Annotated in this window: 13 protein-coding genes; 5 read left to right on the top strand and 8 right to left on the bottom strand. The window is 59.2% G+C overall.

The window, feature by feature from the left end; translation table 11 throughout:
- Nucleotides 1-258: 258 nt before the first annotated feature.
- A complete protein-coding gene (gene arcD, locus V6L81_RS20865; protein ID WP_095001377.1) occupies nt 259-1,686 on the top strand; it encodes an arginine-ornithine antiporter in 1,428 nt (475 codons plus the stop codon).
- A gap of 171 nt (nt 1,687-1,857) precedes the next feature.
- Here the strand turns inward: arcD and V6L81_RS20860 are convergent, their stop codons facing one another.
- The 7 genes from V6L81_RS20860 to gap all read right to left on the bottom strand — a co-directional run bounded on the left by V6L81_RS20860 (nt 1,858) and on the right by gap (nt 8,928).
- Nucleotides 1,858-2,259, bottom strand: a complete 402-nt coding sequence (locus tag V6L81_RS20860; protein WP_095001397.1) for a YbaN family protein — start codon at nt 2,257-2,259, stop codon at nt 1,858-1,860.
- A gap of 57 nt (nt 2,260-2,316) precedes the next feature.
- Entirely contained in the window at nt 2,317-2,925 is a 609-nt protein-coding gene (locus V6L81_RS20855) for a biliverdin-producing heme oxygenase (RefSeq protein WP_095001378.1), read from the bottom strand.
- Nucleotides 2,926-3,037: 112 nt separating this feature from the next.
- The gene (locus tag V6L81_RS20850) at nt 3,038-5,635 is read right to left on the bottom strand and encodes a TonB-dependent receptor (RefSeq protein ID WP_095001379.1); all 2,598 of its coding nucleotides are present in this window, start codon (nt 5,633-5,635) and stop codon (nt 3,038-3,040) included.
- Nucleotides 5,636-5,753: 118 nt separating this feature from the next.
- On the bottom strand, nt 5,754-6,722 hold the full coding sequence (locus tag V6L81_RS20845) for a FecR domain-containing protein (protein ID WP_095019825.1): 969 nt from the start codon (nt 6,720-6,722) through the stop codon (nt 5,754-5,756).
- Nucleotides 6,723-6,773: 51 nt separating this feature from the next.
- Nucleotides 6,774-7,292 (bottom strand): RNA polymerase sigma factor, encoded by a 519-nt coding sequence (locus V6L81_RS20840; RefSeq protein WP_095001381.1) that lies wholly within the window; start codon nt 7,290-7,292, stop codon nt 6,774-6,776.
- A gap of 165 nt (nt 7,293-7,457) precedes the next feature.
- Entirely contained in the window at nt 7,458-7,922 is a 465-nt protein-coding gene (locus V6L81_RS20835) for a methylglyoxal synthase (RefSeq protein ID WP_095001382.1), read from the bottom strand.
- Between the two features lie 4 nt (nt 7,923-7,926).
- Entirely contained in the window at nt 7,927-8,928 is a 1,002-nt protein-coding gene (gene gap, locus V6L81_RS20830) for a type I glyceraldehyde-3-phosphate dehydrogenase (protein WP_095019826.1), read from the bottom strand.
- 209 nt (nt 8,929-9,137) lie between these two features.
- On the opposite strand from gap, the gene edd reads away from it, so the two are divergent.
- From edd to V6L81_RS20810, 4 genes are all read left to right on the top strand, one after another.
- Complete coding sequence (gene edd / locus V6L81_RS20825) at nt 9,138-10,964, top strand: phosphogluconate dehydratase (RefSeq protein WP_095001384.1); 1,827 nt, start codon at nt 9,138-9,140, stop codon at nt 10,962-10,964.
- Nucleotides 10,961-11,917: a glucokinase gene (locus V6L81_RS20820; RefSeq protein WP_338660305.1), complete on the top strand. Its 957-nt coding sequence runs from the start codon at nt 10,961-10,963 to the stop codon at nt 11,915-11,917. Before edd ends, V6L81_RS20820 begins: the two co-directional genes overlap by 4 nt.
- Before the next feature lie 89 nt (nt 11,918-12,006).
- Entirely contained in the window at nt 12,007-12,738 is a 732-nt protein-coding gene (locus V6L81_RS20815; protein WP_095019828.1) for a response regulator, read from the top strand.
- Nucleotides 12,728-14,188, top strand: coding sequence for a HAMP domain-containing sensor histidine kinase (locus V6L81_RS20810; protein ID WP_095024520.1), 1,461 nt, complete (start codon nt 12,728-12,730; stop codon nt 14,186-14,188). Before V6L81_RS20815 ends, V6L81_RS20810 begins: the two co-directional genes overlap by 11 nt.
- Here V6L81_RS20810 and V6L81_RS20805 read toward each other — a convergent pair.
- Nucleotides 14,157-14,804: an AP2 domain-containing protein gene (locus V6L81_RS20805; RefSeq protein WP_338660304.1), complete on the bottom strand. Its 648-nt coding sequence runs from the start codon at nt 14,802-14,804 to the stop codon at nt 14,157-14,159. The genes V6L81_RS20810 and V6L81_RS20805 overlap by 32 nt on opposite strands.
- Between the last annotated feature and the right edge of the window lie 265 nt (nt 14,805-15,069).

The following is a 15,069-nucleotide window of genomic DNA, read 5'->3' as shown; positions in this document are numbered from 1 at the left end:
CGGTGTCGTGGGGATTGAAGCTAGCCAGTATTTCCAGATTTGCAAATGTCATCTTCAAGTTTCATGAACCCCTCCATGAAATTAAATCGTCATCTATATATGAACGGTTTTTTAGGTTTCAATAGGCGCAATGGTTATCAGGGAAGCACGGCTTATTGCGGGGATCTATTAAACGTTTGGGCACTGCATATATTTAGTCAGTGAACGTCTGTAGCCTGATATTCATAAGTTTTAACCAAGTAGTACAGCGAGGTGACGATGTCGCAACAGACGCAAAAGCTTAGGCTCAACGCCCTGATCGCGTTGGTTGTCGGCTCGATGATTGGAGGCGGGATTTTTTCGTTGCCACAAAATATCGCCGAGCATGCTGCCGGTGGTGCCGTGTTGATCGGCTGGGCAATCACGGCAGTGGGCATGCTGGCGCTGGCCTTTGTGTTCCAGACCCTGGCCAATCGCAAGCCGCAGCTGGATTCGGGGGTGTATGCCTACGCCAAGGCCGGGTTTGGCGACTACATGGGTTTCTCGTCAGCCTGGGGCTACTGGATCAGCGCCTGGATGGGCAACGTCGGTTACTTCGTATTGCTGTTCAGCACCCTGGGCTATTTTTTCCCGGTGTTTGGCCAGGGCAACACGCCGATCGCCATAGGTTGCGCATCGTTGCTGCTGTGGGGGGTGCATTTCCTGGTGCTGCGCGGGATCAAGGAAGCGGCGTTTATCAACCAGCTGACCACCGTGGCCAAAATCGTCCCCATTGTGATGTTTATCGTGCTCACCGCCGTGGCGTTCAAGGCCGATATTTTCACCCGGGATTTTTGGGGCACACAAACACCCAGCCTGGGCAGCGTGATGGACCAGGTGCGCAACATGATGCTGGTGACGGTCTTCGTGTTTATCGGTATTGAAGGTGCCAGTGTCTACTCGGGCCGTGCCGAGAAACGTTCGGATGTGGGCAAGGCTACGGTCATTGGCTTTCTCGGCGTGCTGGCCCTGCTGGTGCTGGTGAACGTGCTGTCGCTGGGGATCATGAGCCAGCCGGAACTAGCCAGTCTGCAAAACCCGTCGATGGCCGGGGTGCTCAAGCATGTGGTGGGAGAGTGGGGTGCGATACTGATCAGTATCGGGCTGGCGATCTCGCTGCTGGGGGCGCTGCTGTCGTGGGCGTTGCTGTGCGCCGAGATCCTCTATGCCACAGCCCGGGACAACACCATGCCGGCGTTCCTGAAAAAGGAAAACGCCAACCATGTGCCGGTCAATGCCCTGTGGCTGACCAACTCGATGATCCAGATTTTCCTGGTGATCACCCTGGTGTCCGCCGGTACTTACACCAGTCTGATCTATCTGGCGTCATCGATGATCCTGGTGCCTTACCTGTGGTCGGCAGCTTACGCGGTGCTGCTGTGCGTGAGGGGCGAGACTTATGAGCGGGCGGGGCGGCGGAGGGTCAAGGACCTGCTGGTAGGGGCGGTGGCGCTGATTTATGCGATGTGGCTGTTATATGCGGCGGGGCCCAAATACCTGCTGCTCTCGGCGTTGCTGTATGCACCGGGGGTGTTCTTTTTCGCCAAGGCCAAGCGCGAGCAGGGTGAGCTGCTGTTCAAGCCCTGGGAGAAGGTGATATTCGCGATGGTGGTGATAACGGCACTGGCGGCAGCTTATGCGCTGTATAGCGGGGCGTTGGCGTTGTAAGTGGCGATTTGTGGGAGCGGGCTTGCTCGCGATGGCATCGCCGCCGTTTGCCTGATACACCGGGGTGTCAGTATCGCAGGCAAGCCAGCTCCCACAGGTGTGCGGCGCTCATAAATTCCGAGGGGGGCCAGTTCCTGTAAAAAGCCTTATGAGTGCTCCGCTCGTCAGCTGCTACGAAGGGCTTGGCAAGCGCTCCGGTCGCGACCAGATCCACAGATTGCCCATGCTCATGCCGGCAATCGCCAGAAACACCGGCCAGTTGTGATCCAGCACATACAGCATCAGCCCTGCGCACAACAACATGCTGACAGTGGCGCTGATTTTGGCGTTGCGCTTGATGATCTTGCCGTTGCGCCAGTTGCTCAGGATCGGACCAAACAACCGGTGGTTTTCCAGCCAGGCACTCAAGCGCGGGGAGCTTTTGGTCGCGGCCCAGGCGGCGAGCAAAATAAATTCGGTGGTCGGCAGGCCAGGAATCACTATCGCAATCAGGCCAATGCCCAGGCTCACATAGGCCAGCAAGCCGAACAGGATTCGGGCGATTTTCGACGTGGATCGGGTTTGGCGGGTCATAAGCTCAGGACGCATAAAAGGACACCCGACCAGCGTGCGCTGGTCGGGCCTGTCAGCTTAAGCCAGTTCTGGCTGAGCAGCGTAGGCGTGTTCCAGTAATACGGTAAAACGCTCAAAGGCCGCTACTGCACCTTTGTCGAGGTCGGCTTCTTCTTCAGCCGTCAGTTCCAGGCCGTCGAGGGTGCGGATAAAGCTTTTCCAGCCTTCGGCACGGCCACCGGCAGGCTCGCCCAGGTGGCGGGCGCCGAAGCTGTCGCTCAGGCCCAGGCCCACAGCACGCTTGATCAGGAATGCAGCGCCCAGCTTGGAGCCTTCGGAAACGAAGATCCAGCCCAGTGCTTCAGCCTTGCTTGGCGAGTTGACCGCGCCGGCAACCGGGGCAGGCACTTCGGTGTTGAGGTCGGCCAGGTCGGCCTTGGCTTGCTCGGCGCGGCAGCGCTCTGGCAGGTCAGGGACGATTTCTTTCAGGGCCGGGTCGGTGTACAGCGCCTTGAGCTCCGACTGGAACAGGTACTGGGCGACGACAAAGCGGGCGAAGCTGGCCACGTCATCAAATGGCTTGTGCGCCTTGACCAAAGCGTCGAGCTTTTGATGCGGCTCGTTGGTGATCTGGTTCAGACGTTGGGAACGCAAGGCCGGACGTGATGCGGAATCAGCAGTGGTCATGAAAAAATCCTTGAGAATGAGATGCGCTTTGTAACTAGACGATCAGGAAGACGCATCACAGTAAAAAATCCTCACTGCGCAGAGCAAAATTCTGCGCAGTGAGCGTGGCTGATCAGATATCCCAGACCAGATTGATCGAGAAGTTGCGGCCCGGCGCGGTCAGTCGCTCCATATTGGCCGGGTTCAGCACGCCGGCCTCACCCACGCTGTCGTAGCCGCGCACGTCATCCCAGTTCCAGTATTTCTTGTCGGTCAGGTTGTACAGGCCGGCATTGACGGTGACGTCCTTGGTGACCTTGTAGAAACCGGTCAGGTCGAGCACACCATAGCCAGGCGACTTGAACTGCTTGCTGGTGCCATCGGGGGCGAAGTAGCTGGTGTCGTCGACCTGGTCCTTGCTCTTGACCAGGGTCCAGCTCACCAGGGCGCCATAGTTCTGCTGCTCGTAGCCCAGGCCCATCACGGCGGTCAGCGGGTTGACGCTGTTGATCGGCTGGCCGGTGTCTTCGTTGCGACCGTGGGCATATGCCACGGAACCACGGGTATAGAGGCCCTGTGGCGCGCCGAAAGCGTCCAGGTTCAGGCGGCCTTTGACCTCGGCACCCTTGATGGTGGCGTGCTTGATGTTGTTGGCCTGGAACTTGAGGTCGTCGTAGCCGGGGGTGATGGCATCTTCGTTAATGAAGTCGCGGTACTTGTTATAGAACACCGCCACGTCGAATGAGCCAGCGTCAAAGTTGCCGCGCAGGCCGGTCTCGTAGCTTTTGCTTTTTTCCGGTTCCAGATCCGGGTTCGGCTCTACCGAGTAGCCTGCCTGCAGGTTGTCAAATCGACCGTACAACGCCTTGGCGGTCGGGGTGCGGAAGCCTTCGGCGTACTGGCCGTACCAGGTGTAGTTGTCGTTGAACGCGTAAGTGACGCCCAGTTTTGGCGACAGGCGGTGCCAGACCTTGTCTGCATCGCTTACGGTGCCTTTCTGGTCGCTGTTGACGGTGTTGAGGAATTCCTGGGTGATATGCGGCGTCAGCTTGGTGTAGTCGTAGCGCAGGCCGGGCATGAAGGTCCAGTCATTCCAGCTGATCTGGTCCTGGGCGAACAGGCTGTAGGTGTTGATGGTCGGGTCCGGGAAGTCGCTGGATTTGACCAGGTAATCTTTCGGGCTGTCGGCGCCCACGGCGGTGCAACCATTGCCTACTGCCAGGCAGGTGCCCGAGCCACTGCGCGAACCGGTGACTTTCTGGTGCTTGATAGTGGCACCGTAGGTCAGCAGGTGATCGGTGTCAGCAATATGGAAGGCTTTGTCTGCCTGGGCGTCCAGTACCCAGGTTTTTTCTTCGTAGGTGGTGTTGCGCGAACGCATCACATGACGGCTGTAGGGGAAGTAGTCTTCCAGGGTGTTCTGGTCGGTTTTGGCGATCTGGTAGTTCAGGCTCCACTTGAAGTGGTCAGCCACGGCGGTATCCAGCGCCATGCTGTTTTCCAGGCCGAAACGCTCGCGGCTGATGGTGTCCTTGCCGTTACGCGACAGGTACATGCCCAGCGGCTGGCCGTTGTTGAACGGTCCGCCGACCGCGCTTTTTTCATTGATGTCGAGGCGGTCCTTGTACTTCTCATAAGTGAAGCCAAGACGGTCGTCATCGTTGTAGTTCCAGCCCAGCTTGGCCAGTACGTTGGTGGTTTTGGTATCTTCAGGGTTGGCCGCGGTACGGGACAGCCCGGTGCCGCCGTGGTCACCGTAGGATTCGGTTTCGTGACCGTCGCGCTGGCTCAGGTGCAACAAGCCGTCGAAGTCGCCCGAGCGGCCGGCGACGGTGCCGGATTTCAACCAACTGCGATCGGCCGAGCTGTAGCCGGCCTTGAGGCGGGCGCCAACATCCTGGCCCGGCTTGATGATGTCATTGGGGTCGAGGGTGAAGTAGCTGACGGCACCGCCAATGGCGTTGCTGCCATAAAGTACCGACGCCGGGCCACGGAGGATTTCGACGCGCTTGATGATTTCCGGGTCGACGTAGTTGCGCTGGGTCTTGGCGTACGGGCCGTTGAAGAACGAGTTGGGGATCTCGACGCCGTCCACCTGGGTCAGGATCCGGTCGCCGTCGATGCCGCGGATGTTGTAGTTGCTGATGCCGCCACGCTGGCCGGCGCCGCCTACCGAGACACCCGGCTCATAGCGCACCAGGTCCTTGATGGTATTGACGTTATCGCGGTCCATATCCTGGCGGTCATGGACGGTAATTGTGCTGGGCACCGAGTTCACGTCCTGCTCCTGGCGAGTGGCGCTGATGGTGACTTGTTGCAGGGCCAGGGTGCCGGTGGAGCTGCTGCGCTTTTCCAGCACGATATTGTTGCTGGCCAGCTTGCGGTAGCCCAGGTTGGTGCCGATCAACAGGCGCTCCAAGGCTTTTTCCGGGGTGAGTGAACCGCGCACGCCGGGCGAGGACACATTCTGCGCCAGCTCTGCCGGCAGGCCGACCTGCCAGCCGGTCACCGTGCTGAAATCGTTAAGCGCGGAGGCCAATGGCTGCTGGGAGATCGCAAACTTGTAATTGCCCACGGAGCGGGTCGCCGGCTGCTCATCGGTCGCCGCCAGGGCTGGAGCCGCCTGCACACCGGCCAAAAGCATGGCGGCGGTCAACAACGACAACGTGCACTGCTGCAAACCACCCTTGCGGGCGTTGGATGAGGACCGGCTGTTGAAACGAGTGGGCATTGATAGCGCTCCGTGGTGAACGAATCTTATAGTTGCGAAGCTGACTCAAAATGCGAATCAGTTGCATTGACTACAACGAGACGTATGACCTTAGGCTATCGAGTAAAAAAACCTACTTTTAATTGAGAATTACCAATGCCGGGAATTCTGAAAGGCTACTTGAGGTGATATGGGCCAGTGAGCGGACGATATCCAGAGGCTGATCCAGCCGGTAGTTGCCGGTCACTGCCACGTTGGCGAGTTTGTCGTTGTTGTTGACGATCCAGCCTGGGTAGTAGCGGCGTACTTCATCCAGCACCTTGCCCATCGGGCAGTTTTCGAACACCAGGCGCCCCTGCACCCAGGCCAGGTCGGTCTGGGGGTTGAGCCGGGCGGTCTTGCTGAAGCCGTCAGGGCCAATGCGCACGCTGTTGCCAGCCGACAGGCGCATTTGCGCACCGGCACTGTTGACCCGCAAGTCGACGTCGCCGCGCTGCACCCGCACCTGTGTTTCACCATTGAGGTAGCTCACGGCGAAGGCGGTGTCGCGCACGCTGACGCGCACAGGGCCAGCATCAAGCACCAGCGGGAACTCCAGGTCGGCGGGAATTTCGAAATACGCTTCGCCCTGATACAGGCGGGCGCTGCTTTGGGCATTGACCACCTTGCTGGAAAACGCCGAGTTGGTGTTAAGCAGCACTTTTGAGCCGTCCTCGAGTTGCAGGCGCTGGCGCTCGCCCACCACGGTCAGGTGATCGGCTTGCAGGCGTAACGGTACATTGCTGTAGCTGCCGACGCTGATTATCACCACCGCCGCAGTTGCCAGGTGTTTCCAGTGTCGTCCTATGCGCCGCAACAGGCCGGGGGTACGGCGGGCTTGCAGGGTTTGCGCGGCGGCCAGCAGCGGTTCGCCGTTCCAGATCGCATTGGCCTTGGCAAAGGCCTGGGCATGGGCGGGGTCGGCATTGAGCCAGTTTTCGAAAGCGGCTTTTTGTTCGTCGCTCGCACACTCAAGAGTAATCAGCCATTCCAGTGCCTGATCCATGGCGCTGTCCTGCAGCACGTCTTGCGCCAGTTCTGGCACGGCAGATTTGTGAGTGTCCGTCACGGATGTTCCTTGGCAGTTTCAGAGCGTTCTAGCAGGCATCGCCGGTCAAGGTTAAGGGCGATTGAGTCTGTCGGCTACCCCGATGCAGATTGCCATGATCAATTTGAGTTCCTTTTGAACGGTGCTCAAGGAAACGTCAAGCTCTTCGGCAATCTCCTGATAACTGCAGCCATGCAGGCGGCTGAGGATGAAAATCCGTTGTTGACGGGCACTTAACTGGCTCAGGCTCACACTCAGACGCTCCAGTAGTTGCGCGGCTTGATGGGCTTCTTCAGGGGTGCTGAGAGGGGAGGCAACGCCTTCGATCACTTCAGTGGGCACATCTTCGACCACGGTGCGTGACTGGATCCGCCGGGCGCGCAGGTGGTCAAGCGCCAGATTGCGTGCGGTCTGGAACACAAAGGGCTCAAGGTGCTCGACGCTGCGTTCGCTCAAGGCGCGGGTTACGCGCAGGTAGGTCTCCTGCAGCAGGTCTTCGGCGGTGCTGTGGTTGTTGACCATCCGCTCCAGGGTGCGCAGCAGGGTTACCCGTTGGGTAAGGAAGACTTGATTGAAGTGGGACTGACTCACAGTGCTACCCGACCGATTTTGAGCGAATGATAATGCTTATCATCTGTGCTATTGGTCAAGTGCTGTTTTGAAATGGTTTGAAATCGTTCTGGTGGGAGTGAGCCTGCTCGCGAAGGTCGTAGACGATAGTGCGTCTTCGCGAGCAGGCTCGCTCCCACCATAAACCTAAACCCGACCCTTCAAATACGCACTGTAATCAGGAATGCGGTGTTCATGGGGCTGGCTCATCAGCGGGCTGCTGAGCAGGTAGTCGGCGCTGCATTCATTGCACGCCACGGGGATGTTCCATACTGCCGCAACCCGCAGCAGTGCCTTGATGTCCGGGTCGTGGGGCTGGGGCTCGAACGGGTCCCAGAAGAACACCAGCATGTCGACCCGTTGCTCGGCGATCCGTGCCCCCACCTGTTGATCGCCGCCCAACGGCCCGCTGATCATGCTTTCGATCGGCAGGCCCAGGCGCTGGCTCAGCAGCAGCCCGGTGGTGCCGGTGGCGCACAGGTCATGCTGGCTGAGGGCTGCCTTGTGGCGTTCGGCCCAGTCCAGCAAAAAGCCCTTGCAATGATCGTGGGCCACCAGGGCGATACGCTTGCGCGCCGCCAGGGTGGCCGTGGTGAAGCTGATACCGATCATCGCGTTACTCCGCGTTGTGCAGCGCCAGGCAGTTATCGAGCATGCGGTTGGAGAAGCCCCACTCGTTGTCGTACCAGGCCAGCACTTTTAGCAGTTTGCCGCTGACTTTGGTGTGATTGGCATCGAAGATCGACGAAAGCGGGTTGTGGTTGAAGTCGCTCGATACCAGCGGCAGGGTGTTGTAACCCAGTACCCTGGAGTGCTGGCTGGCTTCCTTGAACAGTGCGTTGACTTCAGCTGCGGTGGTTTCGCGCTTGAGTTCAATGGTCAGGTCGACCAGCGACACGTTGATCACCGGCACCCGCACGGCCATGCCGGTGAGCTTGCCGGCGAGTTCCGGCAATACCAGGCCCACGGCTTCGGCTGCGCCGGTTTTGCTCGGGATCATGTTCTGGGTGGCCGAACGTGCGCGGTAGGGGTCCGAGTGATAAACGTCGGTCAGGTTCTGGTCATTGGTGTAGGCGTGAATGGTGGTCATCAGGCCGTTTTCAATGCCGAATTCGCGGTGCAGGATTTGCGCCACGGGTGCCAGGCAGTTGGTCGTGCAGGAAGCATTGGAAATAATGTGGTGGGATTGACGCAAAATGTCGTGGTTGACACCGTAGACCACCGTCGCATCGGCATTTTTGCCGGGAGCAGAGATAATCACCTTGCGGGCGCCAGCAGTAATATGTGCTTGTGCCTTGCTGCGCTCGGTGAACAAACCTGTGCATTCAAACACCACATCGATGTTCAGTGCCGCCCACGGCAGTTCGGCCGGATTGCGAATGGCGGTCACGCTGATGCGGTCACCATTGACGGTCAGGCTTTCCTGATCGTGTTCGACATTGGCGTCGAACGTGCCGTGAACCGTGTCGTACTTGAGTAGATGGGCATTGATCGAACTGTCACCCAGATCGTTGATGGCGACGATCTGCAGGTCCTGACGGTAGCCTTGGGTATACAGTGCGCGCAGGACGTTACGGCCGATACGGCCAAAACCATTGATTGCGATTCGTAGAGTCATGGAAAGCGCCTGCCATCGATTTGTTGTTGGAATTACAAGATTATTCGCATAAAAATAGAAAACAAGCCATTTAAGTGGCAATATTTTGTTTTATCTACAACGAGTGACCTGAATCAACGGGTCCGAATGATTGAAGTCGCTCCCCGGAGCCCTTCGGTCAGCATAGGACACGCACAGGTCGCCACATCCGTTAGCCTGGAGTTCAACACATGCATCCCCGCGTTCTTGAAGTCACCGAGCGTCTTATTGCCCGCAGTCGTGCAACCCGCGAGGCGTATCTGACGCTTATTCGTGGCGCTGCCGGCGACGGCCCGCAACGCGGCAAGCTGCAATGCGCGAACTTCGCCCACGGCGTGGCAGGGTGTGGCACTGAAGATAAAAACAGCCTGCGGATGATGAACGCGGCCAACGTGGCAATTGTTTCGTCATATAACGACATGCTCTCGGCGCACCAGCCGTACGAGCACTTTCCTGAGCAAATCAAAAAAGCCCTGCGTGAAATTGGCTCGGTAGGCCAGTTCGCCGGTGGCACCCCGGCCATGTGTGACGGCGTGACCCAGGGCGAGCCGGGCATGGAACTCAGTTTGCTGAGCCGCGAAGTGATTGCCTTGTCCACAGCCGTGGCGCTTTCCCACAATATGTTCGACGCGGCGCTGATGCTGGGCATTTGCGACAAGATCGTGCCGGGCCTGCTGATGGGGGCGCTGCGTTTTGGTCACTTGCCGACCATCTTTGTACCGGGTGGGCCGATGCCGTCGGGCATTTCCAACAAGGAAAAAGCCGATGTGCGCCAGCGCTACGCCGAAGGCAAGGCCAGCCGCGAAGAGTTGCTGGAATCGGAGATGAAGTCCTACCACAGCCCTGGCACCTGCACGTTCTACGGCACCGCGAACACCAACCAGTTGCTGATGGAAGTGATGGGCCTGCATTTGCCAGGCGCCTCTTTCGTTAACCCCTACACGCCTTTGCGCGATGCCCTGACTCGCGAAGCGGCTCATCAAGTCACTCGTCTGACCAAGCAAAACGGCGATTTCATGCCGCTGGGCGAGATCGTTGACGAGCGTTCGCTGGTCAACTCCATCGTTGCGCTGCACGCCACCGGCGGTTCGACCAACCACACCTTGCACATGCCGGCGATTGCCATGTCGGCGGGTATCCAGCTGACCTGGCAAGACATGGCCGACCTCTCCGAGGTGGTACCGACCCTGTCCCACGTGTATCCAAACGGCAAGGCCGATATCAACCACTTCCAGGCCGCCGGTGGTATGGCGTTCCTGATTCGGGAGCTGCTGGAAGCCGGTCTGCTTCACGAAAACGTCAACACCGTGGCGGGCTATGGCCTGAGCCGCTACACCCGCGAACCGTTCCTGGTGGATGGCGAGCTGGTATGGCGTGAAGGTCCGATTGAAAGCCTCGACGAGTCGATCCTGCGCCCGGTTGCCCGTGCATTCTCCGGCGAGGGTGGCCTGCGGGTGATGGAAGGCAACCTGGGCCGTGGCGTGATGAAGGTCTCGGCGGTAGCCCCGGAACATCAGATCGTCGAAGCCCCGGCGCGGGTGTTCCAGGACCAGCAACAACTGGCCGATGCGTTCAAGGCCGGTGAGCTGGAACACGACTTCGTGGCCGTGATGCGTTTTCAGGGGCCGCGCTCCAACGGTATGCCCGAGCTGCACAAGATGACGCCGTTTCTGGGTGTGTTGCAGGATCGGGGCTTCAAGGTGGCGCTGATTACCGACGGGCGGATGTCAGGCGCGTCGGGGAAGATCCCGGCAGCGATTCATGTGAGCCCCGAGGCTTCGATTGGCGGCGCCCTGGCGCGGGTGCAGGACGGCGACATAATTCGCGTCGATGGGGTAAAAGGTACGTTGCAACTGCTGGTGGATGAGGCAGAATTTGCCGCGCGCACCCCGGCTGTCGGCACTCTGGATAATGCCGTCGGCACCGGGCGTGAGTTGTTTGCGTTTATGCGTCAGGCCTTCAGTTCGGCCGAGCAGGGCGCGAGCACCTTTACCTCGTCTCTGGAAAATCTGAAATGAAGCTCGCACTGGTCGGTGATATAGGCGGTACCAACGCACGTTTTGCGTTGTGGGAAAACGACCAGTTGCGTTCGGTCAGCGTATTGCCCACAGCAGACTTCGCCTGCCCGGAAGATGCCATCAAGCTTTACCTGGATACGCTGGAACTGGCTCCGGGCTCTGTAGGCTCGGTATGTCTGTCAGTGGCCGGGCCGGTGAGTGGCGATGAATTTCGTTTTACCAACAACCATTGGCGCTTGAGCCGCTCGGCTTTCTGCCATGCGCTGCAGGTCGACAATCTGCTGCTGATCAACGACTTCAGCGCGATGGCCTTGGGCATGACCCGGCTGCAACCCGAAGATGTGCGCCAGGTTTGCCCGGGGGTTGTTGACCCGACGCGCCCGGCGGTGGTTATCGGGCCGGGCACCGGGCTGGGTGTGGGCACTTTGCTCAATCTCGGCGAGGGTCAATTCATGGCCTTGCCGGGGGAGGGCGGGCATGTCGACCTGCCCATGAGCAACCCGCGTGAAGTGCAGTTGTGGCAGCACATCTACAATGAAATCGGCCATGTGAGCGCCGAGAGCATTTTGAGCGGCAGCGGTTTGCCGCGGGTCTATCGGGCGATTTGTGCGGTGGATGGCCATGCACCGGTACTGGACAGCGACCGGGCCATTACCGCGGCTGCTTTGGCGGGCGACCCTGTGGCGCTGCAAGTGCTGGAGCATTTCAGTTGCTGGCTGGGCCGTGTGGCGGGCAACAATGTGCTGACCATCGGTGGCCGTGGCGGGGTGTATATCGTCGGCGGGGTGATTCCGCGCTTTGCCGATATCTTCCTGGCCAGCGGCTTTGCCCGCAGCTTTGCCGACAAAGGCTGCATGAGCGACTACCTCAAGGATATCCCGGTGTGGCTGGTGACGGCGCCGTACCCGGGTTTGATCGGTGCCGGGGTGGCGTTGCAGCAGGCGTTTGGCTGAAAGCTCCGTGAGTGGGCTTGTTGTGGGAGCGAGCAAGCCCGCTCCCACAGAGTTTGGATCGCCGTATAAAAACAATAAGGAACACCACTGTGAGCACACCCGGCAAATCCATTTTGCTGGTCGATGACGACCAGGAAATTCGCGACCTGCTTGATCTGTATCTCACCCGCGCCGGTTTCCAGGTGCGTGCCGTGGGAGATGGCGCCGGTTTTCGCGAAACGCTGGACAGCGCGGCGAGTGATCTGTTGATCCTCGATGTCATGTTGCCCGATGAAGACGGCTTCAGCCTGTGCCGCTGGGTGCGTCAGCATCCGCGCTTTGCCCAGATCCCGATCATCATGCTCACTGCCAGTTCCGACGAGGCCGATCGCATCATTGGCCTTGAGCTGGGCGCCGACGATTACCTGGGTAAACCCTTCAGCCCCCGTGAGCTGCTGGCGCGGATCAAGGCGTTGTTACGCAGGGCACAATTTGTCGCTACCACCTCGGGCAACGAGGTGCTGGCATTTGAAGAGTGGCGGCTGAACACCGTGACTCATCGGCTGTTTCATACCGATGGAGAAGAGGTGATTTTGTCGGGGGCAGATTTTGCCTTGCTCAAATTGTTTCTCGATAACCCGCAGCAGATTCTCGACCGCGACACTATTGGCAATGCAACCCGCGGGCGTGAGCTGATGCCGCTTGATCGCATTGTCGACATGGCGGTCAGCCGCCTGCGCCAGCGCCTGCGTGACACTGACAAGCCGCCACGGCTGATCCGCACCATCCGCGGCAGCGGTTATCAGCTGGCGGCTCAGGTCATGTCCGGCAATGACCTTTAAGCGCCTGCGCAAATGGCATATGCCCCGTTCGCTGCTGGGACGCATGTTGTTGCTGACCTTGCTCGCGATCCTGCTGGCGCAAACCCTGTCCAGTGCTATCTGGTTGTCGCAGTTGCGTACCACGCAACTCGAAGGCCTGGTCAACAGCGCGCGTAGCCTGGCCCACTCGATGAACGCCACCGTCGCCTACCTGCGTTCCCTGCCGCTGGCCTATCGCCCATTGGTACTGGATCAACTGCGCAGCATGGGCGGTACGCGTTTTGTCGTGAGCCTCAACGACAAACCACTGGATATGCAGGTGTTGCCGCCCACCCAGCGCAAGCAGGCGGTACTGGATGCGGTGGATCAGGTATTGCGCGAGGCCGTGGGGCCCAATGTCGAGATGTCGGTGCAGTTTGTCAGCCCCCAGGATCTGCGTATTTTCAATGCCGGTCTCAAACTCGACGAGCTACCGCGCTCCTGGGCGCATTTTGCACTGACGCTGGAGCCGGTCGATCCGCCGATCCTGGTCACACAAATCCAGATGGTGCCCGGTGAATGGCTGTATATCGCCTCCTTGTTGCCCCAGCCCTACACCAGTCTCGAAGAGGAGGGGCTGCCGGCCCTGCAGGTGTGGTTTATCGTGCTCAGCAGTATTTTTCTGTTGTTGTTCATCGGCCTCTTGATGCACTGGCAAAGCCGTCCGCTCAAGCGTCTGGCGCGAGCGGCCCGGGACATGTCGCTGGGTGAGGACGAGGTCAAGCCGGTCGAGGTGGGCGGCGGCAGTGAAGTGGTCGAGGTGGCGCGCGCCCTCAATACCATGCGTGCCCGCATCAGTCGTTATCTGACCGAGCGCGGCCAGTTGTTCAGTGCCATCTCCCATGATTTGCGCACGCCCATTACCCGCTTGCGCCTGCGGGTCGAGCTGCTCGAAGACGAACAACTGCAATACAAATTCGGCCGTGATCTGGACGAGCTGGAAATGCTGGTCAAAGGGGCGCTGCAATGTGTGAAAGACACCGATATTCACGAAAACATCGAAGCCGTGGACTTGAACCAGTTGCTTGACTGCCTGATCGAGCCTTACCTGCTGCCCCAGGGTAACGGCCGCGTAACGCTGCAGGGCCGGGCTGTCAGACCTTACTATGGTAAACCCCTGGCGCTGCGGCGCTGCATGGGCAACCTGATCGATAACGCGCTCAAGTACGGCCACTACGCGCATTTGCGTATTGATGACAATGAGCAGGCCTTTGTCCTCACGGTTGACGATGAGGGGCCGGGCGTACCCGAGCAGCGTCTTGAGCAGGTATTCGAACCGCACTTTCGCCTGGCCGGGCAGCAGCAGGGCTACGGGCTCGGATTGGGGATTGCACGCAGCATCGCCCATAGCCATGGCGGTGAAGTCAGTTTGCAGAACCTGCGGGCCGGCGGCCTGCGGGTTACTTTGCACTTGCCGCGAAATGGCGATTGATCGACAGGGTCGCCTGCTCGGGGCTGATGGGCAACAGGGGTTCCAGGTTGCTGTCCGAAGGCTTTGCAAGGGTGGGGCTGGGCGGGTGGTCGCTGTTCATGGCGGCGTTGATACGGTTCTCACGCACGCGCCTGCTGGTCTGGCCGAAGTGCTGTTGCAGTTTTTCCATGGCCACGTCGTAGGGCTCATTGCACAGAGTCAGTTGCCTCTGACGCTCTTGTAGCGCCAGACGTTTGGCCTCGTCATCGCCATGCCGGTCAACGCGAAAGCTCTTGCTCAGGTTGTAGCCGTGAATGCGGGTTGTCGCACGCCAGTAGTCGATCTGGTTGGAGCGGACCCGGTACACCCCTGGATGACCGCTGGTGTTGTGCGGCATAAGGCGCTGACGGTTTTCATAAGAAAACGCCAGGGGCATTTTGAGAACCAATTGGTTACGCATGGTCTCAGCGGCCTCCAGGGCAGCAGCCTGATCCGCGTAGTCGGTGAAATTGAAACAGTGGACATGTACTTTCCCCGAGCGCCGAATGTCCAGCTTCCAGGCGCAGGGGGTGCCGTCCGGATCCAGTAGCTGGCTGATAAAACAGTGATTCTGGGGCGTTACGCGCTGTTTTGGCATGAAACTCATCTCCTGATGGGGGGGCCGGCATCCGTTCTTGAATTGTGGCGAAGTGTTGCAGCCTCGCTGAAGTTTTTTGCAGGTTCAACGTGGGAAAACGACTTCGGGATCCGTCCTACATGCAACGCAGAAAATACCTTATGTATCGATAGGCGCAGCTTAAGTGCCCAGAGGAATACGGGGTTTAGCGCTGTTGAAAGATCTTTGGAACAGAACAATCACCTCGGGCGCCATGTCACCAGGTTGTGACATTTCGGCGTCTGTT

The sequence above is a fragment of the Pseudomonas bubulae genome (assembly GCF_037023725.1).
GTDB classification, from domain to species: Bacteria; Pseudomonadota; Gammaproteobacteria; order Pseudomonadales; family Pseudomonadaceae; genus Aquipseudomonas; species Aquipseudomonas bubulae.
Note: the sequence above shows the minus strand (reverse complement) of the source record. Positions and strands in the feature narration are given on the sequence as shown.

Bases quoted from the DNA above. Each gene is read 5' to 3' on its own strand.
- V6L81_RS20850 (WP_095001379.1), bottom strand. From the start codon at position 5,635: ATGCCCACTCGTTTCAACAGCCGGTCCTCATCCAACGCCCGCAAGGGT.
- V6L81_RS20855 (WP_095001378.1), bottom strand. From the start codon at position 2,925: ATGACCACTGCTGATTCCGCATCACGTCCGGCCTTGCGTTCCCAACGT.
- V6L81_RS20835 (WP_095001382.1), bottom strand. From the start codon at position 7,922: ATGATCGGTATCAGCTTCACCACGGCCACCCTGGCGGCGCGCAAGCGT.
- V6L81_RS20805 (WP_338660304.1), bottom strand. From the start codon at position 14,804: ATGCCAAAACAGCGCGTAACGCCCCAGAATCACTGTTTTATCAGCCAG.
- edd (WP_095001384.1), top strand. From the start codon at position 9,138: ATGCATCCCCGCGTTCTTGAAGTCACCGAGCGTCTTATTGCCCGCAGT.
- V6L81_RS20810 (WP_095024520.1), top strand. From the start codon at position 12,728: ATGACCTTTAAGCGCCTGCGCAAATGGCATATGCCCCGTTCGCTGCTG.
- V6L81_RS20820 (WP_338660305.1), top strand. From the start codon at position 10,961: ATGAAGCTCGCACTGGTCGGTGATATAGGCGGTACCAACGCACGTTTT.
- arcD (WP_095001377.1), top strand. From the start codon at position 259: ATGTCGCAACAGACGCAAAAGCTTAGGCTCAACGCCCTGATCGCGTTG.
- V6L81_RS20860 (WP_095001397.1), bottom strand. From the start codon at position 2,259: ATGACCCGCCAAACCCGATCCACGTCGAAAATCGCCCGAATCCTGTTC.
- gap (WP_095019826.1), bottom strand. From the start codon at position 8,928: ATGACTCTACGAATCGCAATCAATGGTTTTGGCCGTATCGGCCGTAAC.